The organism is Gilliamella sp. CG16 (genome assembly GCF_046635785.1).
Taxonomy (GTDB): domain Bacteria; phylum Pseudomonadota; class Gammaproteobacteria; order Enterobacterales; family Orbaceae; genus Gilliamella; species Gilliamella apicola_I.
The window spans coordinates 239377-255796 of record NZ_JBIDFL010000004.1; the positions used below are offsets into that span (position 1 = coordinate 239377).

At 33.5% G+C, this 16420-nt stretch carries 15 protein-coding genes; 4 read left to right on the forward strand and 11 right to left on the reverse strand.

Going from position 1 to position 16420, the window contains the following annotated elements:
- Nucleotides 1-2: 2 nt before the first annotated feature.
- From ACGH47_RS06580 to ACGH47_RS06600, 5 genes are all read right to left on the reverse strand, one after another.
- The gene (locus ACGH47_RS06580; protein ID WP_267380089.1) at nt 3-458 is read right to left on the reverse strand and encodes a DUF441 domain-containing protein; all 456 of its coding nucleotides are present in this window, start codon (nt 456-458) and stop codon (nt 3-5) included.
- Complete coding sequence (purC, locus tag ACGH47_RS06585) at nt 458-1168, reverse strand: phosphoribosylaminoimidazolesuccinocarboxamide synthase (RefSeq protein WP_411623028.1); 711 nt, start codon at nt 1166-1168, stop codon at nt 458-460. Before purC ends, ACGH47_RS06580 begins: the two co-directional genes overlap by 1 nt.
- Nucleotides 1169-1425: 257 nt before the next feature.
- A complete protein-coding gene (bamC, locus tag ACGH47_RS06590; RefSeq protein WP_411597426.1) occupies nt 1426-2142 on the reverse strand; it encodes an outer membrane protein assembly factor BamC in 717 nt (238 codons plus the stop codon).
- Between the two features lie 35 nt (nt 2143-2177).
- Nucleotides 2178-3056 (reverse strand): 4-hydroxy-tetrahydrodipicolinate synthase, encoded by an 879-nt coding sequence (gene dapA / locus ACGH47_RS06595; protein WP_411623029.1) that lies wholly within the window; start codon nt 3054-3056, stop codon nt 2178-2180.
- A gap of 95 nt (nt 3057-3151) precedes the next feature.
- A complete protein-coding gene (locus ACGH47_RS06600; protein WP_267380093.1) occupies nt 3152-3910 on the reverse strand; it encodes a Nif3-like dinuclear metal center hexameric protein in 759 nt (252 codons plus the stop codon).
- 371 nt (nt 3911-4281) lie between these two features.
- Between ACGH47_RS06600 and ACGH47_RS06605 the strand changes: the two genes are divergently transcribed.
- Entirely contained in the window at nt 4282-5034 is a 753-nt protein-coding gene (locus tag ACGH47_RS06605; protein ID WP_411623030.1) for a hypothetical protein, read from the forward strand.
- A gap of 106 nt (nt 5035-5140) precedes the next feature.
- Nucleotides 5141-5824 carry a ribonuclease T gene (gene rnt, locus ACGH47_RS06610; protein ID WP_267349667.1) on the forward strand — a complete coding sequence of 228 codons (684 nt, stop codon included), beginning with the start codon at nt 5141-5143 and terminating at the stop codon, nt 5822-5824.
- A gap of 41 nt (nt 5825-5865) precedes the next feature.
- Here rnt and ACGH47_RS06615 read toward each other — a convergent pair whose 3' ends face one another.
- On the reverse strand, nt 5866-6192 hold the full coding sequence (locus ACGH47_RS06615) for a Grx4 family monothiol glutaredoxin (protein ID WP_065558000.1): 327 nt from the start codon (nt 6190-6192) through the stop codon (nt 5866-5868).
- Nucleotides 6193-6647: 455 nt separating this feature from the next.
- Between ACGH47_RS06615 and yccS the strand changes: the two genes are divergently transcribed.
- The gene (gene yccS, locus ACGH47_RS06620; RefSeq protein WP_411623031.1) at nt 6648-8792 is read left to right on the forward strand and encodes a YccS family putative transporter; all 2145 of its coding nucleotides are present in this window, start codon (nt 6648-6650) and stop codon (nt 8790-8792) included.
- A 107-nt stretch (nt 8793-8899) separates the two neighbouring features.
- On the opposite strand, the gene ACGH47_RS06625 is transcribed toward yccS, so the two are convergent.
- The 5 genes from ACGH47_RS06625 to yejK form a co-directional block, all read right to left on the reverse strand.
- Entirely contained in the window at nt 8900-9487 is a 588-nt protein-coding gene (locus tag ACGH47_RS06625) for a hypothetical protein (protein ID WP_267360606.1), read from the reverse strand.
- A 562-nt stretch (nt 9488-10049) separates the two neighbouring features.
- Nucleotides 10050-11057 carry a hypothetical protein gene (locus ACGH47_RS06630; protein ID WP_411623032.1) on the reverse strand — a complete coding sequence of 336 codons (1008 nt, stop codon included), beginning with the start codon at nt 11055-11057 and terminating at the stop codon, nt 10050-10052.
- A 170-nt stretch (nt 11058-11227) separates the two neighbouring features.
- On the reverse strand, nt 11228-12235 hold the full coding sequence (locus tag ACGH47_RS06635) for a hypothetical protein (RefSeq protein WP_411605203.1): 1008 nt from the start codon (nt 12233-12235) through the stop codon (nt 11228-11230).
- A 325-nt stretch (nt 12236-12560) separates the two neighbouring features.
- Nucleotides 12561-13403, reverse strand: coding sequence for a deoxyribonuclease IV (gene nfo, locus ACGH47_RS06640; protein ID WP_411623033.1), 843 nt, complete (start codon nt 13401-13403; stop codon nt 12561-12563).
- Nucleotides 13404-13446: 43 nt separating this feature from the next.
- Nucleotides 13447-14451 carry a nucleoid-associated protein YejK gene (gene yejK / locus ACGH47_RS06645; protein ID WP_267349678.1) on the reverse strand — a complete coding sequence of 335 codons (1005 nt, stop codon included), beginning with the start codon at nt 14449-14451 and terminating at the stop codon, nt 13447-13449.
- 363 nt (nt 14452-14814) lie between these two features.
- On the opposite strand from yejK, the gene ACGH47_RS06650 reads away from it, so the two are divergent.
- On the forward strand, nt 14815-16206 hold the full coding sequence (locus ACGH47_RS06650; RefSeq protein WP_411623034.1) for an MATE family efflux transporter: 1392 nt from the start codon (nt 14815-14817) through the stop codon (nt 16204-16206).
- Nucleotides 16207-16420: the final 214 nt, after the last annotated feature.

The window sequence follows — 16420 nt, forward strand, 5'->3', positions numbered from 1 at the left end:
GACTAACTTTTTCCAATCAATATGGAAAGCAAGCCTGCGGCAATAAGGGGGCCAACTGGAATACCTTTGAAAAAGGCAACCCCAATCAAGGTTCCAATGATTAAACCATTAACAATGGTGGGATGTGCGCCAATTAAAGAAACCCCACGGGTACCTAGCCAAGAGACAAGTACACCGACAAAGATAGCTAAAATTGATTGCCATGTTGTGAATGATTTTAATATGTCTTTGATACTCAAAGATCCGTCGGCAAGCGGAACCATCATAGCCGCCGTTAAAATGACAATACCAATTGTCAGTCCATATTGATTTAAAAACGGAAAATAGGTCGACAATGGGGTTAATTTAAATAAAAGTAACAATAATACGGCAAAAGTGACTGTGTTATTATGCGTTAAATAACACAGTGCAGCTAAACCAAGTAGAAGGAAAAATGAAATATCAAATTGAGCAAACATCACAATGTAACGCCAATTCTTGTGGCGACTTCCTCATAAGCTTCAATGACACCGCCGAGCCCTTGGCGAAAACGATCTTTATCCATTTTTTTTAAGGTTTCTTTTTCCCATAATCGACAACCGTCAGGGGAAAATTCATCACCTAACGTAATTTCACCCTTAAACAATCCAAATTCAAGTTTATAGTCCACTAAAATAAATCCTGCTTTATCAAAAAGATCGGTCAAAATTGAATTGATTTTAAAGCTTAGTGCCTTCATCGTTGATAACTGTTCATCAGTAGCCCAACAAAATGTTTTACAATATGACTCATTAACCATGGGATCATGCAATGCATCATTTTTTAGGAATAATTCAAATGTTGGCGGATTTAACACCTTACCTTCTTCAACCCCTAAGCGTTTGACCAAAGAACCTGCGGCACGATTTCGAACCACACACTCCACAGGTACCATATCCAGTTTTTTGACGATGACTTCTGTATCAGACAAAAGCGTTTCAACTTGAGTAGGAATACCTGCTTCACGTAGTTTATTCATAATAAAATAATTGAATTTATTATTGACGCGCCCTTTACGCTCTAATTGTTCAATACGTAAGCCATCAAAAGCGGAAGTATCATTGCGAAACTCTAACACTAAAAGATCGGGATTTTCAGTAGTATAAACCGTTTTTGCTTTACCACGGTAAAGCTCAGCCAACTTTTTCATGGTTCTAACCTTATATCAAATTGCCAACAAATGATTAAGGAGCTATTCGCTCCTTAGTTTTAAACTTTTCGATACTCACCTATTTGTACCAATGCAATAAATAATAACATGCTATTGTTTGCTATATCGTCTCGAATAGTGAAGTTCAATCTATAGCCAGTTTAGATAAAAGAATTAACTAAATTCTTCACTACTGATTATCTTAACTATTTATCAAAATGTTACTTGTCACAAATAATATCTCATAGCGTCTTGCTTTATTTTGAATCTTCATGAATGGTTTTGTCTTCAACGGCGTTTTCATCTGTTTGTTCTTGCGCCACTTGTGATGACTTAGGTGCAGCCTCATCCATTATTAAATTAAATAAGCGAACAACGTACCGTTGCACTTCAATAGAATCAGAAGAAATATCTTGTGTGCCACGAGTTAATGTTTTCAACTCGACAATGATATTTTCTGTACCAGGATAATTTTGCCGATGAATAACATAAGACGCTTGGATGTTCGGCTCTTCATCACTTGAAAAAATTGAAGCATTGCCCGTAACAATAACATTATTATCACTGCTACTAATCGGAATATTGTATTTATTCAGCGCAGTTGGGATAACAGACCATACATTCGCATCAGCAGGCGCATTTAATGAAGCGGTACCATAGTTATAAGACGCATAAGAATCAGGAATAGTTGGAATAGGAATGATAGGTGCCCGAATATCCACTTGCTTACCATATACAGCGCCTTCATTTTTATTAAAATGAATATAATATTCGGAACTTTCAGCAGGTACCGTTACACCCTGAGGGACAGTTAGCGGTTTCAAAACTGGCGAATTCAAATAATCTTCGTTCCCATCAACTTCTCGTTTATAATTTTGATCGCTACCACAACCAACCAAAAATAAAGATGCAATGGCTGTCATCACCATTGTGTTTTTAATCGCTTTGTTTTTTAACATAGTTTTATTAAACATAGATATCTGCTTATAAATTATTGGTTATACATAAATTAGAGTAAATTCGCATCTTTAAGAGCTTTTTCAACCACAGACACAGAAGCATCTGTAAGTGAAACCAGCGGCAAACGGATCGTATCGTTCGCCATTAGACCCAATTTTGTGCAAGCCCATTTTGCTGGAGTTGGGTTAGGCTCAATAAATAAGCTACTATGTAGTGCTGATAACATATCATTCAGCTTTCGAGCTTCTTGAATTTGATTTTTCGTTGCAAGCTCACAAATTGTTGCAACCTGTTTGGCAGCTACATTCGCTGTCACGGAAATCACACCGTCACCACCTAAAATCATGAAATCTAAGAAAGTCGCATCATCACCACTTAATAATTTAAATTCACTACCAACAAGTTTACGAGTTTTATAAACTCTTGATAAATCTCCTGTTGCATCTTTCAATGCAACAATATTTTTTATTTTAGATAATCGTCCAACTGTTTCTGGCTTAATATCACTGCAAGTACGACCCGGTACATTATAGATTATTTGGGGTAAAGCTGTATTTTCCGCTATTGCTTTAAAATGTTGATAAAGACCTTCTTGAGTTGGTTTATTATAATATGGCGCAACGGTTAAACAGCCAACTACACCAATATTTTCAACACGGTTAGTTAATTCAATTGCTTCTTTAGTCGCATTTGAGCCAGTTCCAGCAATGACATTTATTTTGCCATCTGCATATTCGATCGTTCTTTTAATTACATCGATATGCTCATGATGATCAAGCGTTGCTGATTCGCCAGTGGTACCAACAGAAACAATTGCCGATGTGCCATTGGCAATATGATATTCGACCAATTTTTTTAAGCTTACTTGGTCTACATTTCCTTTTGTATCCATTGGAGTAACAAGGGCGACCAGACTTCCTGTAAACATAAAATGACCTCTCATATTATTTATTGATAACCAACTTCAAGAATAAAAAATCTACCGACAAGTATGCGATATTTCTTATTTAAATTCAACTTTTGTTATGCAGGATTATCAATATCAATAAAAATAGTTTCAAGGTCATATTGCTTGGCTAGCCATTCACCAAGTTTTTTGATTCCGTAACGTTCAGTGGCATGGTGCCCTGCTGCATAAAAATTAATTCCATATTCTCGAGCAATATGAATGGTACGTTCAGAAACTTCACCTGTAAAAAAAGCATCAAATCCTTGTTCTGCTGCTGCTTCAATAAAGTCTTGACCACCACCACTACACCACGCAATTCGTTTAATTATTTGAGGAGCATTATCGCCACAAAATAATATTTCTCGTGAACGATGATGCAAAACTTGTTCAAGTTTTTGCTTAAATTGCAGTGATGTGGTCGGTTCAATGAGTGTCCCTTTAAACAGTAAATCGGTTATATCCTCACGTTTATCCACTTCAATATTGAATAAATCCGCAAGTAATGCATTATTGCCGATAACAGGATGTCCATCTAAAGGCAAATGATACGCAAATAAATTAATATTATTTGAAAGCAATGTTTGCAAGCGTTTATATTTAATTCCTGTTATCGTTAGTGGTTCATTTTTCCAAAAAAAGCCATGATGAACTAAAATCGCATCAGCATCTAATTTAACGGCTTCATCTAATAAACGTTGACATGCGGTTACCCCAGTTATCACTTTTTTTATTTGCTTACGTCCTTGTACTTGTAAACCATTAGGTGCATAGTCACGGTAGCGTTCAACTTGTAATTCATGATTAATAATTTGTTGAAGTTCAAAATTTTGCACGTTTTCCTCTCGTATTTTTAATGACTTTTTAAAGAACAATATGAATTTTTTAATAAAATCCTTTAATGAATCTCGAAATTATTATAATCGAAATATTGGCAATTTTTTTATAAACCAGCCTATATGATTAAGTATAAACTATTATAAATTATCTCACGTAACGATTCGATATAGTGATATTAATGGTGAAATTTTAAATAAATTCTTTCATGTTTACAGAAGGTCAATAAATAACATCCTGTTTTAAAATGATTTTTGGATGCATGAAAACACGGAGTTAAACAAATTAACAAATTTGTTCTTTTCTATTATTTATTAAGTTTTAGCTAAATGATACATTACGTCGGTTTATATTCAATGAGGTATATGTTTTGCCATTTTTAGGTATAGGATTCAGTACAATTATCGCTCTATTTTTTGCTGTTCATGTAATTAAAACAGAGCAAGAACGATTTTGGCTGTCTATATTGTTCCTTTTTCCTTTTATTGGTAGTTTGATTTACTTTTTAGTCATATTTCTACCCGATTTTAGACAAACCTCAGTGGGATATCAAATTGAATCAAAATTATTAAAAGCGTTAGATCCGCAACGTGAACTTCGCGAAGCTTTAAGTAATTATGAAATTTCGCCCACTGTTGAAGCAAAAGTCTGTTTAGCTAAAGCGCTCGTTGATAATGATAGAGCTCATGAAGCGTTAATTTATTATCAAGAAGCATTAACTGGTATCTATGAATCAGCACCAGATATTTTATTACAATATGCTTACGCACTCTATCAAGTTAAACAGTACAAAAAGGCAAAAGAAACTTTGGATTATCTAAGAGATAAAAATCCAACTTATCGTTCTGATGAAGGACATTTACTTTATACCAAAATCTTAATTGGACTTGATTTAAAAAAAGAAGCTCAAGAAGAATTTAATGCATTAATCAGTTATTATCCAAGTTTAGAAGCCGCTTCATACTATTTACAAACCTTAATTGAGTGGCAGCAATTTTCACTCGCTAAAGAAGTTTTACAAAAAATTGAACTACGCTTAAAACACATGCCTAAACATGCTAAACGTATTAATCAGACTTGGATAAAATCAATTGAACAATCTAAACAAAAATTATACAGATAGCGTTTTTAGTGTTTTTATTTAGTATATTTTTTTTCGAGTTCAACAGTGCTGAATCGAAGGTAAAACTAGGCGAATACGGTAAAAACTGGCATAATAATTTTATTTTATGCTAAATAAGACAACTATTGTGCCAAATGCTAAATTATGTGAACGCTTCCGTGGTTTTTATCCTGTTGTAATAGATATAGAAACATCAGGATTTGACCCAAAACTTAACGCTATTCTAGAAATTGCGGCAATCACACTACAAATGACTGAAGAGGGATGGCTGATTCCAGACCAAACCCTTCATTTTCATGTCAATCCATTTGAAAACTCAATTTTAGAACCGAGTGCCTTAGCTTTTAATGGTATTGATATCGACAATCCATTAAGACAAGCTGTTGACGAAAAAATGGCGCTTGAAGCGATATTTAAAATGGTTAGATCGGGAATTAAAGCAAACGATTGCAATCGTGCTGTTATGGTTGCGCATAATGCAAACTTTGACCATAGTTTTTTAATGGCAGCAGCAGAACGAGCCAATATTAAACGTAATCCGTTTCACCCTTTTGCTACTTTTGATACTGCAGCACTGAGTGGTTTAGTGTTTGGGCATACCGTTCTAGCAAAAGCATGTGAACTTGCTCGCATTCCTTTTGATCACAAGTTAGCCCACTCTGCACTTTATGATACCGAAAAAACCGCTATTTTATTTTGTGAAATAGTGAATCGATTTAAGCGATTAGGAGGCTGGCCATTGCCTCAACTCGAGCCAAGTTCAATAGATGAAGAAGTTCAAGAGATTTAAGAGAGTAATTAAACTCTCTTATTTAAATAATGTGCCTATTTTTAAGCTTTATGTTTTTCAGCTGTCTGTTTTATTAATGTTTGCAGTTCACCAGTTTGGAACATTTCGATCATAATATCACATCCCCCTACTAGTTCACCTTCAACCCATAACTGTGGAAAAGTAGGCCAATTTGCATAGTTTGGTAATTCAGCACGAATATCGGGATTTTGTAAAATATCGACGTACGCAAAAGGCTCACCACATTGAGATAATACTTGTACTGCTTGTGCTGAAAAACCACAACTCGGTAATTTAGGCGAGCCTTTCATATACAGAATGATAGGATTTTCTGCAATTTGTTTTTTTATCTTATCAAGTGTTGTCATTTCAGTTGTCATAACGATTTATTCCTTGTTATTTAATATCTACTTTACGTCGTATTTTAACTTAGAAATAAGGCGAGTTATACTCTTACCCATTTAGTTGACGTAATGATAACCTTTAATTACGTCATTAGTAGATAAATTAAGTCAGTAATCAATCGGGACATGAGCAGATAAATTACTTTAAATTCAGTGAGTAACATGGTTTTATTTTGCATTAAAAGAAGCCAAACAAATAAATAAAAGGCTTAACCTATTAGTGTAATAAATGCATTCATTAATAACGAGATCTCACTTAGCAATGACTTTTGTGTCAATGATATATTTTAATTTAACTTTAGTTAACACAAATAATCAAAACATTAGTTTTAGCAAGTTGCCTCAGCCCTTTTACAAATTGACACAATATAGTATGCTACTTACATTTACAGTAACTAACATTCAATTCAAAAAACATCGTGCATCCAATAATCTTAACTTTACGTAAAGTCTTTTATAGTAGTAATCTACTTTTTAGTATTCGTATGTTAATCAGTTTAACAGGTTCAACCTTGGTTCCTTGGTACTTAGGCTATGTATCGTATGTCATTCCTTTAACACTGGGTGTTGTGGCAGCAGGATTATCCGAAATTGATACACGTTTACTAAGCCGATGTATAAATATTTTATTAACGTTAGTGTGTTTTGCAATTGCTACCTTTTCTGTCGAACTATTATTTAATATTCCACTTCTATTCATTATAGGGTTAATGAGTTCAACATTTATCTTCATTATGCTTGGTTCTTTGGGTCAACGTTATGGTGTGATTGCTTTTGGATCGTTATTGATCGCAGCCTATACCATGTTAGGGCATAATTTATTTGATGATAATTACACGCTACCTTGTTATTTATTACTCGGCGCTTTATGGTATAACATTGTCTCTTTGATTGAATCTCTCATTCAGCCGATTCGAACGACCCAACAGACTATTTCAACTTGTTTTGTAAAATTAAGTCATTACCTTGATGCTAAAGCAGCGATGTTTGACCCAGATGAAACTCATGAATTTAAAAGTCAAACATTAGAATTAACCGAATGTAACAATCAATTGATTAATGTGTTTAATCAGGCTAAACACGCTCTTTTTAACCGATTAAAAGCTTATCAAGGCCAATCATATGTGAAAAAAATGCTTAGTTATTACTTTGTTGCTCAAGATATTCATGAGCGAGCAAGCTCTTCACATGGTGATTATCAAGCGCTAAGTCAACATTTTAAACATAGTGATATTTTATTTCGCTTTGCACGAATTTTGAATTTACAATCAAAAGCATGTGCCAAATTAGCTGTTGCCATTAAAATGAATCAAACTTATCAGCATGATTCCTTATTTGCTCGTCATTTTTCATATTTAGAAGAAGCTATTGCCCATTATCAAGCTAAAAATAAAACGGAAGCCTTACTGGTTAAATCCCTACAAAATCTTTATCAAAATTTGTTATCTATCGACTTATTATTAGCAAATATTGATAATGAACAACATCTTTCAAAAGACAAAGAAAATAATGAATTAATTGATGAGGAACTCACAAGTTTCTATGATATTTTTGCTAAAATTAAGCATAATTTAACTCTCAAGTCTTCCCTTTTTCGTCATGCAATACGTATGAGTATTGTCCTGTTTGTTGGCTATATCATCATTTATTTTTCTAATCTTTCTCATGGTTATTGGATTATCCTTACCAGTCTTTTTGTTTGCCAACCAAACTATTCAACGACTAAATATCGACTAAAATTACGTATTATTGGTACTATCTTGGGTATTATTGTCGGCATTCCGTTAACCTATCTATTTCCAAGCATCATTGAACAGTTAATTTTAATCATCATAACTGGTTGGCTATTTTTCTTATTTAAAAATTCTCAATATGCTTACGCTACCGCATTTATTACATTATTAGTCTTTTTTAGTTTCAGTTTAATTGGCGAAAATAGTGTAGAAGTTGCTATCCTACGAATTATTGCAACACTGATAGGTTGCTTTATTGCATGGTTTGCTGTTAGCTTTATTTGGCCAGACTGGAAGTTTAGAAATTTAACCAAACTAATTGATCGCGTTTGCCATGATGATAGTCACTATCTGGCGCTTATTGGAAGTCAATATTTAACGGGTAAAACCAATGACCCAAAATATCGATTAGCAAGACGCGCCGCCCACGATAGTAATGCTGACCTATCGACATTAATTAGTCTGATGACAAAAGAACCCCATGTAAATCGAAACGTGATTGAACAGGGTTTTCGTTTATTAACGCTTAATCACACTTTAATCAGCTATCTTTCAACATTAGGTTCGCACCGAGATAAAATCATTGCTCAACATACATTGGATCTATTTGATGATCTAGCAGTCTATATCATCAATCTTTTAAACGATAAAAAAATCGATGAAAATGAACAAGTCATGAAAAAAATGATTTCAAATTATATTGAAACCATTTCCATTAATGACGAACAAAACATCAATGATATTTTGGTTTTGCAGCAACTGGCATTAATATTAGACATTTTGCCAGAATTCATTCATTTAGTAGTGGAGTTAGAAGAACCAACAAACTGATTGCTTAGAAAATTTAGATGTTTGAGGAGCATTAATGAATCTGGTCAATACAATTAATTATATTATCAAACATCTAATAAAAATTTTTGGAATGCTTCAAGGTAATTTTAATGAATAAATGGATTTTCTTTACCAATGTAAACTAATGGATTGGTAAAATCCTTTAATTTATCAGCATCAATTTCAAATCCAAATAAAAAATCGGATTCAAAATAAGGACCACTATCTTTAATAGAGTGATCAGGGCTAATTATTGCTATAGCATTCAACTCATTTAATGCAAATGACTTAAGTTGTTTCGAATCTTTATCAAACACGAAGACAAAATCTGAATTTGATAAGCCTGATTTAGCTATAAATATTTCATAGTCTTTACCTTCAATACGGTAATATTTTTTTTTGTATTCTGCACTTACCGGATCGGTATGATTTTGCTCTGCATGACTTAAGAAAAAAGCTTCTATTGAACGACCACCATGTTTAAGTAAATCATCAGTGACAGGGATAAAGGCAAAACTTTTTTTTTCTTTTAAATAATCAATATAGTTTAACTCACGTAATTCAACATTTTTAGCTATTTGTTTATCATTAGATGGATTTGATGCAGGGGCAGCTATTGCATAACAAACAAAATTTAATAGTGTAACAACCACTAAAATACCAATGTTTCTAAATAATTTTTGAATATAACTCATACTACATCCTTGATTTTAAAAATATTTAAGCGTATAGGGTTAAACTATAATGTTTTTAAATTATGATTAATCTATCTAAATACAATACAATCTAATGAACATAGAAAGAAACTTTTTTATATCAATCATAATTTTATTTAATGTTAGACAATTATACTCTTATTTATGTAACAACAACTCAAAAAAATATAAAAAAACGAATAGTATATTCTCGCTATTATATATTTTTACCTTTTCAGTTCAAAAAATATCTTACTGATTTAATGATTTTTTTCAATATATTATGACCATAATTTTTAAATTTATATGATCATTAAATGTTTTAAGTGTATTACATCAATTTAATAATGCGTTATGCCATATCCAATAAAATCTTAGTGATTATTATTTTTATTTCACTGCCAATGCCGTTTATTAAGACAAATTATTGTTACTGGTTGTCGAGCTCACGGTTTTAGCACATTTAGTGAGCCTTCCTATTACATTTATTGTTATTGTAATTCTTTCAAACACCAATAAACTTTGGTTAAAGTTTAACTAGATAATATTTTGAAAGTACCATTTAATGGCGATTATCACATTTAAATTCTATACCGTCCCTGTAGGGTGCGATAAAATCGAGACCTTCACAACCAAATGAAAACCATTGAAAACCAAATACCACTGGGGGTAAATCTTTGAATAGTTGTCCTGCCCATTGGAATTTTTCATTTTCATAATCATGGTAATTGTTTAATCCAACTAATGACATACCTTCACCTTGATACATACGCCTTTTAAAAAGAGTGTTTCCTTCGTTATCTACAACTAGAAGCTCTCTTTCAAAAATTTTATAAATATCCCGTAGTTGTGGCTCTTTTTCATCTACATAATCCTGAACATAAAAAGTCATATTATTCGCATTGGCCATGTAACTTTTTAGATACTTCGGGAGATTTCCATAATTTCTATTTGATAATTTATCTGGCCCTGTATCCGGATAATTTGCATTTGGAATTAACCGCCAGTCAAGTGGTGTAAGTTGTTCTTGTGCAAAAGGATTGTCTTTTGTTATAGAAACCAATAAATCATAATTTGAACGAAATCTTGGCAATAAATCTTGCGGTAAGTCGAATCCAATTCGATAATCTTCCGTATCATAAGGAGGCGAACGATCGGATCTATAAGAATCTAATATCGCTGTTGCTTCCATAGATAAAATTGGATAGGAGTAGAGTTGATTGTTTGTGTAATCATAAATCCAGAAATACGCATCTTCTGCAATCCCTGCCATTTTCATAAACAATTTACGTTCTTTGTCGGTTAATGTATATTTTTTTTGGGTTAGATTGGCAGGCAGTATTTTCTTGTCAGCATCAGGCGGTAAAGTTTCCGATAACGATACATGAAAAAATATCCTATCAGGGTCGAGATATTCGACGCTCTCCACATAATATATCTCGACATCTTTTATTACTTTTATGTTCGATCCAGATGTTTCAGATTTATCCGAATTGGTGTTGGTGCTGCAATTGCTGAGTAATAACAATGTGATAAAACTCATCAGTAATAAATATAACTGTTTTTTCATTTTATTTCCTATGCACTTTTTATAAGACAACGTTAGGCTACTGGTTGTCTGGTTCACTGTTTTAGCACACTGAGCGTGCCTTCCTATTACCTTTATTGTTATTGTAATTTTTTCAAAAACCAATGTACTTTGGTTAAAAGTTTAACTAGATAATATTTTGAAAGTACCATTTAATGGCGATTATCACATTTAAATCTTATCCCGCCCTTATCAGGCACAATAAAATCGAGGCCTTCACAGCTAAATGAAAACCATTCAAAACCAAATACCACTGGGGGTAAATCTTTGAATAATTGTCCTGCCCATTGGAATTTTTCATTTTCATAATCATGGTAATTGTTTAACCCAACTAATGAGGTTCCTTCCGATTGATACATGCGCCTTTTAAAAAGAGTTTTACCTTCTTTATCTACAACTAGAAGTTCTCTATCAAAAATTTTATAAATATCCCGTAGTTGTGGCTCTTTTTCATCTACATAATCCTGAACATAAAAAGTCATATTATTCGCATTGGCCATGTAACTTTTTAGATACTTCGGGAGATTTCCATAATTTCTATTTGATAATTTATCTGGTCCTGTATCCGGATAATTTGCATTTGGAATTAACCGCCAGTCAAGTGGTGTAAGTTGTTCTTGTGCAAAAGGATTGTCTTTTGTTATAGAAACGAATAAATCATAATTTGAACGAAACCTTGGCAATAAATCTTGCGGTAAGTCGAATCCAATTCGATAATCTTCCGTATCATAAGGAGGCGAACGATCGGATCTATAAGAATCTAATATCGCCGTTGCTTCCATAGATAAAATTGGATAGGAGTAGAGCTGATTGTTTGTGTAATCATAAATCCAGAAATACGCATCTTCTGCAATCCCTGCCATTTTCATAAACAATTTACGTTCTTTGTCGGTTAATGTATATTTTTTTGGGGTTAGATTGGCAGGTAGTATTTTCTTGTCAGCATCAGGCGGTAAAGTTTCCGATAACGATACATGAAAAAATATCCTATCAGGGTCGAGATATTCGACGCTCTCCACATAATATATCTCGACATCTTTTATTACTTCTATGTTCGATCCAGATGTTTCAGATTTATCCGAATTGGTGTTGGTGCTGCAATTGCTGAGTAATAACAATGTGATAAAACTCATCAATAATAAATATAACTGCTTTTTCATTTTATTTCCTATGCACTTTTTATAAGACAACGTTAGGCTACTGGTTGTCTGATTCACTGTTTTAGCACACTTTGTGTGCCTTCCTATTACCTTTATTGTTATTGTAATTCTTTCAAATACCAATGTACTTTGGTCAAATTTTAACTGGATAATGTCTTGAAAGTCCCATTTAATAGCGATTATCACATTTCAATGCTATCCTATCCTTTTCAGGCACAATAAAATCGAGACCTTCACAGCTAAATGCGAACTATTCAAAGCAAAATACCACTGGCAGTAAATCTTTGAATAGTTGCTCTTCTCATTGGCATTTTTTAATTTAATTTTATTTACTCTGTGCTTTTAGCCATGCAATTTCTTGCGCCCAAATATCCGAATCGATAGTTTCGAGAATCAGCGGGATTTCATCAATTCTTGGATCTTGCATAATATATTTAAAAGCCGTTTCACCAATGTTCCCTTTTCCTAAACTATTATGGCGGTCAACATGGCTGGCAAGTTCACTTTTGGCATCGTTTAAATGCATGCCTCGTAAATATTCAAAACCAACAATTTTTTCAAATTCGGCGAACGTATCTTGACAGGCTTTTTCAGTACGTAAATCATAACCGGCAGCAAAGGCGTGACAAGTATCAATACAGACACCAACGCAACTTTTATCTTCCACTTGGTCAATGATTTGTGCCAAATGTTCAAATTTGTAACCTAAATTAGAGCCTTGACCTGCTGTATTTTCAATTACAGCAACCACATTGTTAGTTTTATCTAACGTAATATTAATGGATTGAGCAATCCGGCTGAGGCATTCATCAACTGATATCTGTTTTAAATGACTACCCGGGTGGAAATTAAGTAACGTTAATCCGAGTTGCTCACAGCGCTGCATTTCATCTAAAAAGGCGGTGCGTGATTTTTCAAGTTGTTCACTATCCGGATGACCTAAATTGATAAGGTAACTATCATGTGGCAATATCTGTTTACTAGTAAAGCCGTATTTTTCACAGCGCTTTTTAAAGCTATCGATCATAGCGCTTTCAAGTGGTTTTGCATGCCATTGACGTTGATTTTTGGTGAATAGCGCAAAAGCAGTTGCGCCAATTTGATAAGCATTGATTGGGGCGTTATCAACCCCACCAGAAGCGCTCACATGCGCGCCAACATATTTCATACTTTTGAATCCTGATAATTGTGTTAAAAAAGGAAGTGTATAATTAGTTTGAACTACTATTGCGTTGCAACTGATCACGTAAGTTAGGTGGCACACCTTTTATTACTAATGAATCGGTTTGCGGATCCCATTTAATTCGTTCTCCAAGGAGATCGGAATCAAAACTTAATGTTAATCCCCCTCCACTTCCTGAGAATTTTTTAAGTTGGCGCAAAGCACTACGATCAACCGGAAACGTTTCTTCCAAATCGTAATCACTGTTTTTAACAAATTCCATAAAATTGTTATCACCATGAGTTGGTAATTCATTGGCGAGATTTTTAAGCTCAATTTCTTCACCGGCTTGCAACTGAGCTTGGCAATAATTGTAAACATTTTCACGTGCATGAACTTTGTCTTGTTTATCAAATTGCATTTCCTGACAATAATCATCAACCGCTTTCACTAAAGTTTTATTCTGTGCTTTGGCATCTAACCCTTCACTTGCACCTAAGTAATCCATAAAAAAGTCTGATACTTTACGCCCTACTCTTCCTTTTAAAAAGGTTAAGTAACGTTTAGAATCTGCATCGGTTTCCCATTCAGTGATATCAATTCGAGCGATAATATCAGCATGATCAATATCTAAATATTGTGTTTCAGATATATCAAGTTGTTCATTGACTAACATACTCGAACAACTATTTAAAACCGCAATGATCAGATACTCTACGGCTAAATAACGATAGTGACAAAAAACGACTGTGCCACCTTCAGCAAAAGGATATTTAGCCAGTTCATTGCGTAACTGTTTGGTAGATTCTTGACTAAAATGTAAAAAATCTTGGTTGCCAAGCCGTAATTCTTTAAGGGATTGTTCAAATAAACTTTCTTCGTTGAACAGACCATATGCTTTACTTTTATTATTATAAATACGGTTTATATCTTCAATTAAATTAACCACAGCTTGTTGATTACTTAACATCGAGTCACGCAATTGTAGTTCAATTTCAGTATCGCTTTTTCTAATTAATTTATGCAAGATAACTTTTTCTATTTGTACACTCATTAGGGATTCCTATTTGGATCGCAGTATTAAATTATGATATATTTTACCAAAGCACTGAAAAAGTGCTATCAACAAATGAAAACCTGTTTGACTTATATGAGATAAACATTCCAAAATCGGCAATAACATCTTATCTACTTAAGCTTTCTTACCATTTAAAGCTACAATAGATGACGATGACTCGCTTTCTTAAAAAAATTTACTGGTATTAATTGAATATTAATTTTAAATGTTGGTTTGATAAATCGTCAAAGTAACGAATTTTGCTAATTCAACTAGCAAACATTACTGACTTTAAATAATATATTAAACTATATTGTAAACAAATAACTTTTAAAAAACCTTATTGTGGTAAGAATAACTATGGCTCACTCCAAAGATATTTATAATGATTTCAGAAATAAAAAAATCAGTTCATTATTTTGGCAATATGCATTGCCTGCGGTAATAGGAACAATTGTTAATACGTTATATAACATTATTGATGGTATTTTTATCGGTCATTGGATTGGACGTGAAGCACTCAGCGCCGCTGGGCTTATTTTGCCAGTCATGAATTTTGCGGCAGGAATAGGTATGTTAGTTGGAATAGGTTCTGCTAGCCGAATATCAATTTTTTTAGGGCGAGGCGAAAATGATCAGGCAGAAAAAGTTGCTGGTACCTCGTTTATGTTAACTGCGCTATTAAGTGGTTTAACATTGTCATTATTGCTTTTTTTTGTTGATCCCGTATTACGGTTTGTGGGGTCAAGTCCCGTTAATCACACTTATGCCATAGAATTTTTAGAAGTCTTTTTACCTGGCAGTATCTTCCTGACATTGACGTTTAACTATAATAATATGATGCGTGCAAGTGGTTATCCGTTTAAAGCGATGGTAACGATGTTTGTCAGCGTTATTGCTAATATAATTTTAGCGCCAATCTTTATTATTGGTTTGGGTTGGGGTATGCGAGGGGCTGCTCTGGCAACCACACTATCTATGTTGATAAGTTTTCTGTTTGTCATGCAGCATTTTATTAGTAAAAACAGCAATATTAAATTGTATCTACGCAATTTCAGACTTAATTTAAAAATTGTCAAAGCGATCCTATCCATCGGGATGTCACCTTTTGCTATGCAAATTGCCGCTTCCGTTGTGGTTGTGTTTATCAACTGGCAACTTAATCACTATGCACCATTAGCCCATGAATCGAGCGATGATGCTATCGCAGCTTACTCAAATGCAAATCGACTTATTACCTTAATTATTATGATAGTCATCGGTATTAATCAAGGCATGCAACCTATAATTGGTTACAATTATGGTTCTAAAAATTACGCACGAGTTAAAGCAACGTTTTTTTATGCGGTTAAGGTTGCAACGGTGGTCACATCTATTGGATTTATACTGGGATTTTTTATTCCCGATACACTTGTTCGTGCTTTTAGTTCTGAACAGGATTTGGTTTCTTTATCAGCTATAGCGCTTCGCTATACGACACTTTCATTTGCTTTTGTTGGATTCCAAATGGTGACAACAAGCTTTTTCCAATGTATTGGCATGGCAAAAATTTCGATCCTATTAAGTCTTTCAAGGCAGATTTTAATTTTATTACCTGCGTTATATATTTTACCGCTATTCTTTGGTTTTGATGGTGTTTGGGCAGCATCGCCAACAGCAGATCTGCTATCGACAGGAACGGCCTATATTGTGCTCTATTGTTATTTTAAATCCATTAAAAATCGAGATTGTTCATCAAAACTAAATGAATAATTTTTCAGCTGTTTAGAATCGGTTATTAGGTTAGATTAAGCCATACAGTTGTATCGTTTTTGATGTTATTAATAATTATCTATAAAAAAAGCAGTACTTAATTGTACTGCTTTGTATTTAGTAAGATATTACTATTATTAGAATGAATAATTTAAACCTAGTTGTCCACCAATTCGTGAATATTTATCTGAGCCAAATCGAGTATCAAGTTGAG

Excerpts from the sequence above, each read along its gene's own strand:
- nfo (WP_411623033.1), bottom strand. The coding sequence starts at position 13,403 with ATGAAATATGTTGGCGCGCATGTGAGCGCTTCTGGTGGGGTTGATAAC.
- ACGH47_RS06580 (WP_267380089.1), bottom strand. The coding sequence starts at position 458 with ATGTTTGCTCAATTTGATATTTCATTTTTCCTTCTACTTGGTTTAGCT.
- rnt (WP_267349667.1), top strand. The coding sequence starts at position 5,141 with ATGCTAAATAAGACAACTATTGTGCCAAATGCTAAATTATGTGAACGC.
- ACGH47_RS06615 (WP_065558000.1), bottom strand. The coding sequence starts at position 6,192 with ATGACAACACTTGATAAGATAAAAAAACAAATTGCAGAAAATCCTATC.
- bamC (WP_411597426.1), bottom strand. The coding sequence starts at position 2,142 with ATGTTTAATAAAACTATGTTAAAAAACAAAGCGATTAAAAACACAATG.
- ACGH47_RS06630 (WP_411623032.1), bottom strand. The coding sequence starts at position 11,057 with ATGAAAAAACAGTTATATTTATTACTGATGAGTTTTATCACATTGTTA.
- purC (WP_411623028.1), bottom strand. The coding sequence starts at position 1,168 with ATGAAAAAGTTGGCTGAGCTTTACCGTGGTAAAGCAAAAACGGTTTAT.
- yejK (WP_267349678.1), bottom strand. The coding sequence starts at position 14,451 with ATGAGTGTACAAATAGAAAAAGTTATCTTGCATAAATTAATTAGAAAA.
- ACGH47_RS06650 (WP_411623034.1), top strand. The coding sequence starts at position 14,815 with ATGGCTCACTCCAAAGATATTTATAATGATTTCAGAAATAAAAAAATC.
- ACGH47_RS06635 (WP_411605203.1), bottom strand. The coding sequence starts at position 12,235 with ATGAAAAAGCAGTTATATTTATTATTGATGAGTTTTATCACATTGTTA.
- ACGH47_RS06625 (WP_267360606.1), bottom strand. The coding sequence starts at position 9,487 with ATGAGTTATATTCAAAAATTATTTAGAAACATTGGTATTTTAGTGGTT.
- dapA (WP_411623029.1), bottom strand. The coding sequence starts at position 3,056 with ATGTTTACAGGAAGTCTGGTCGCCCTTGTTACTCCAATGGATACAAAA.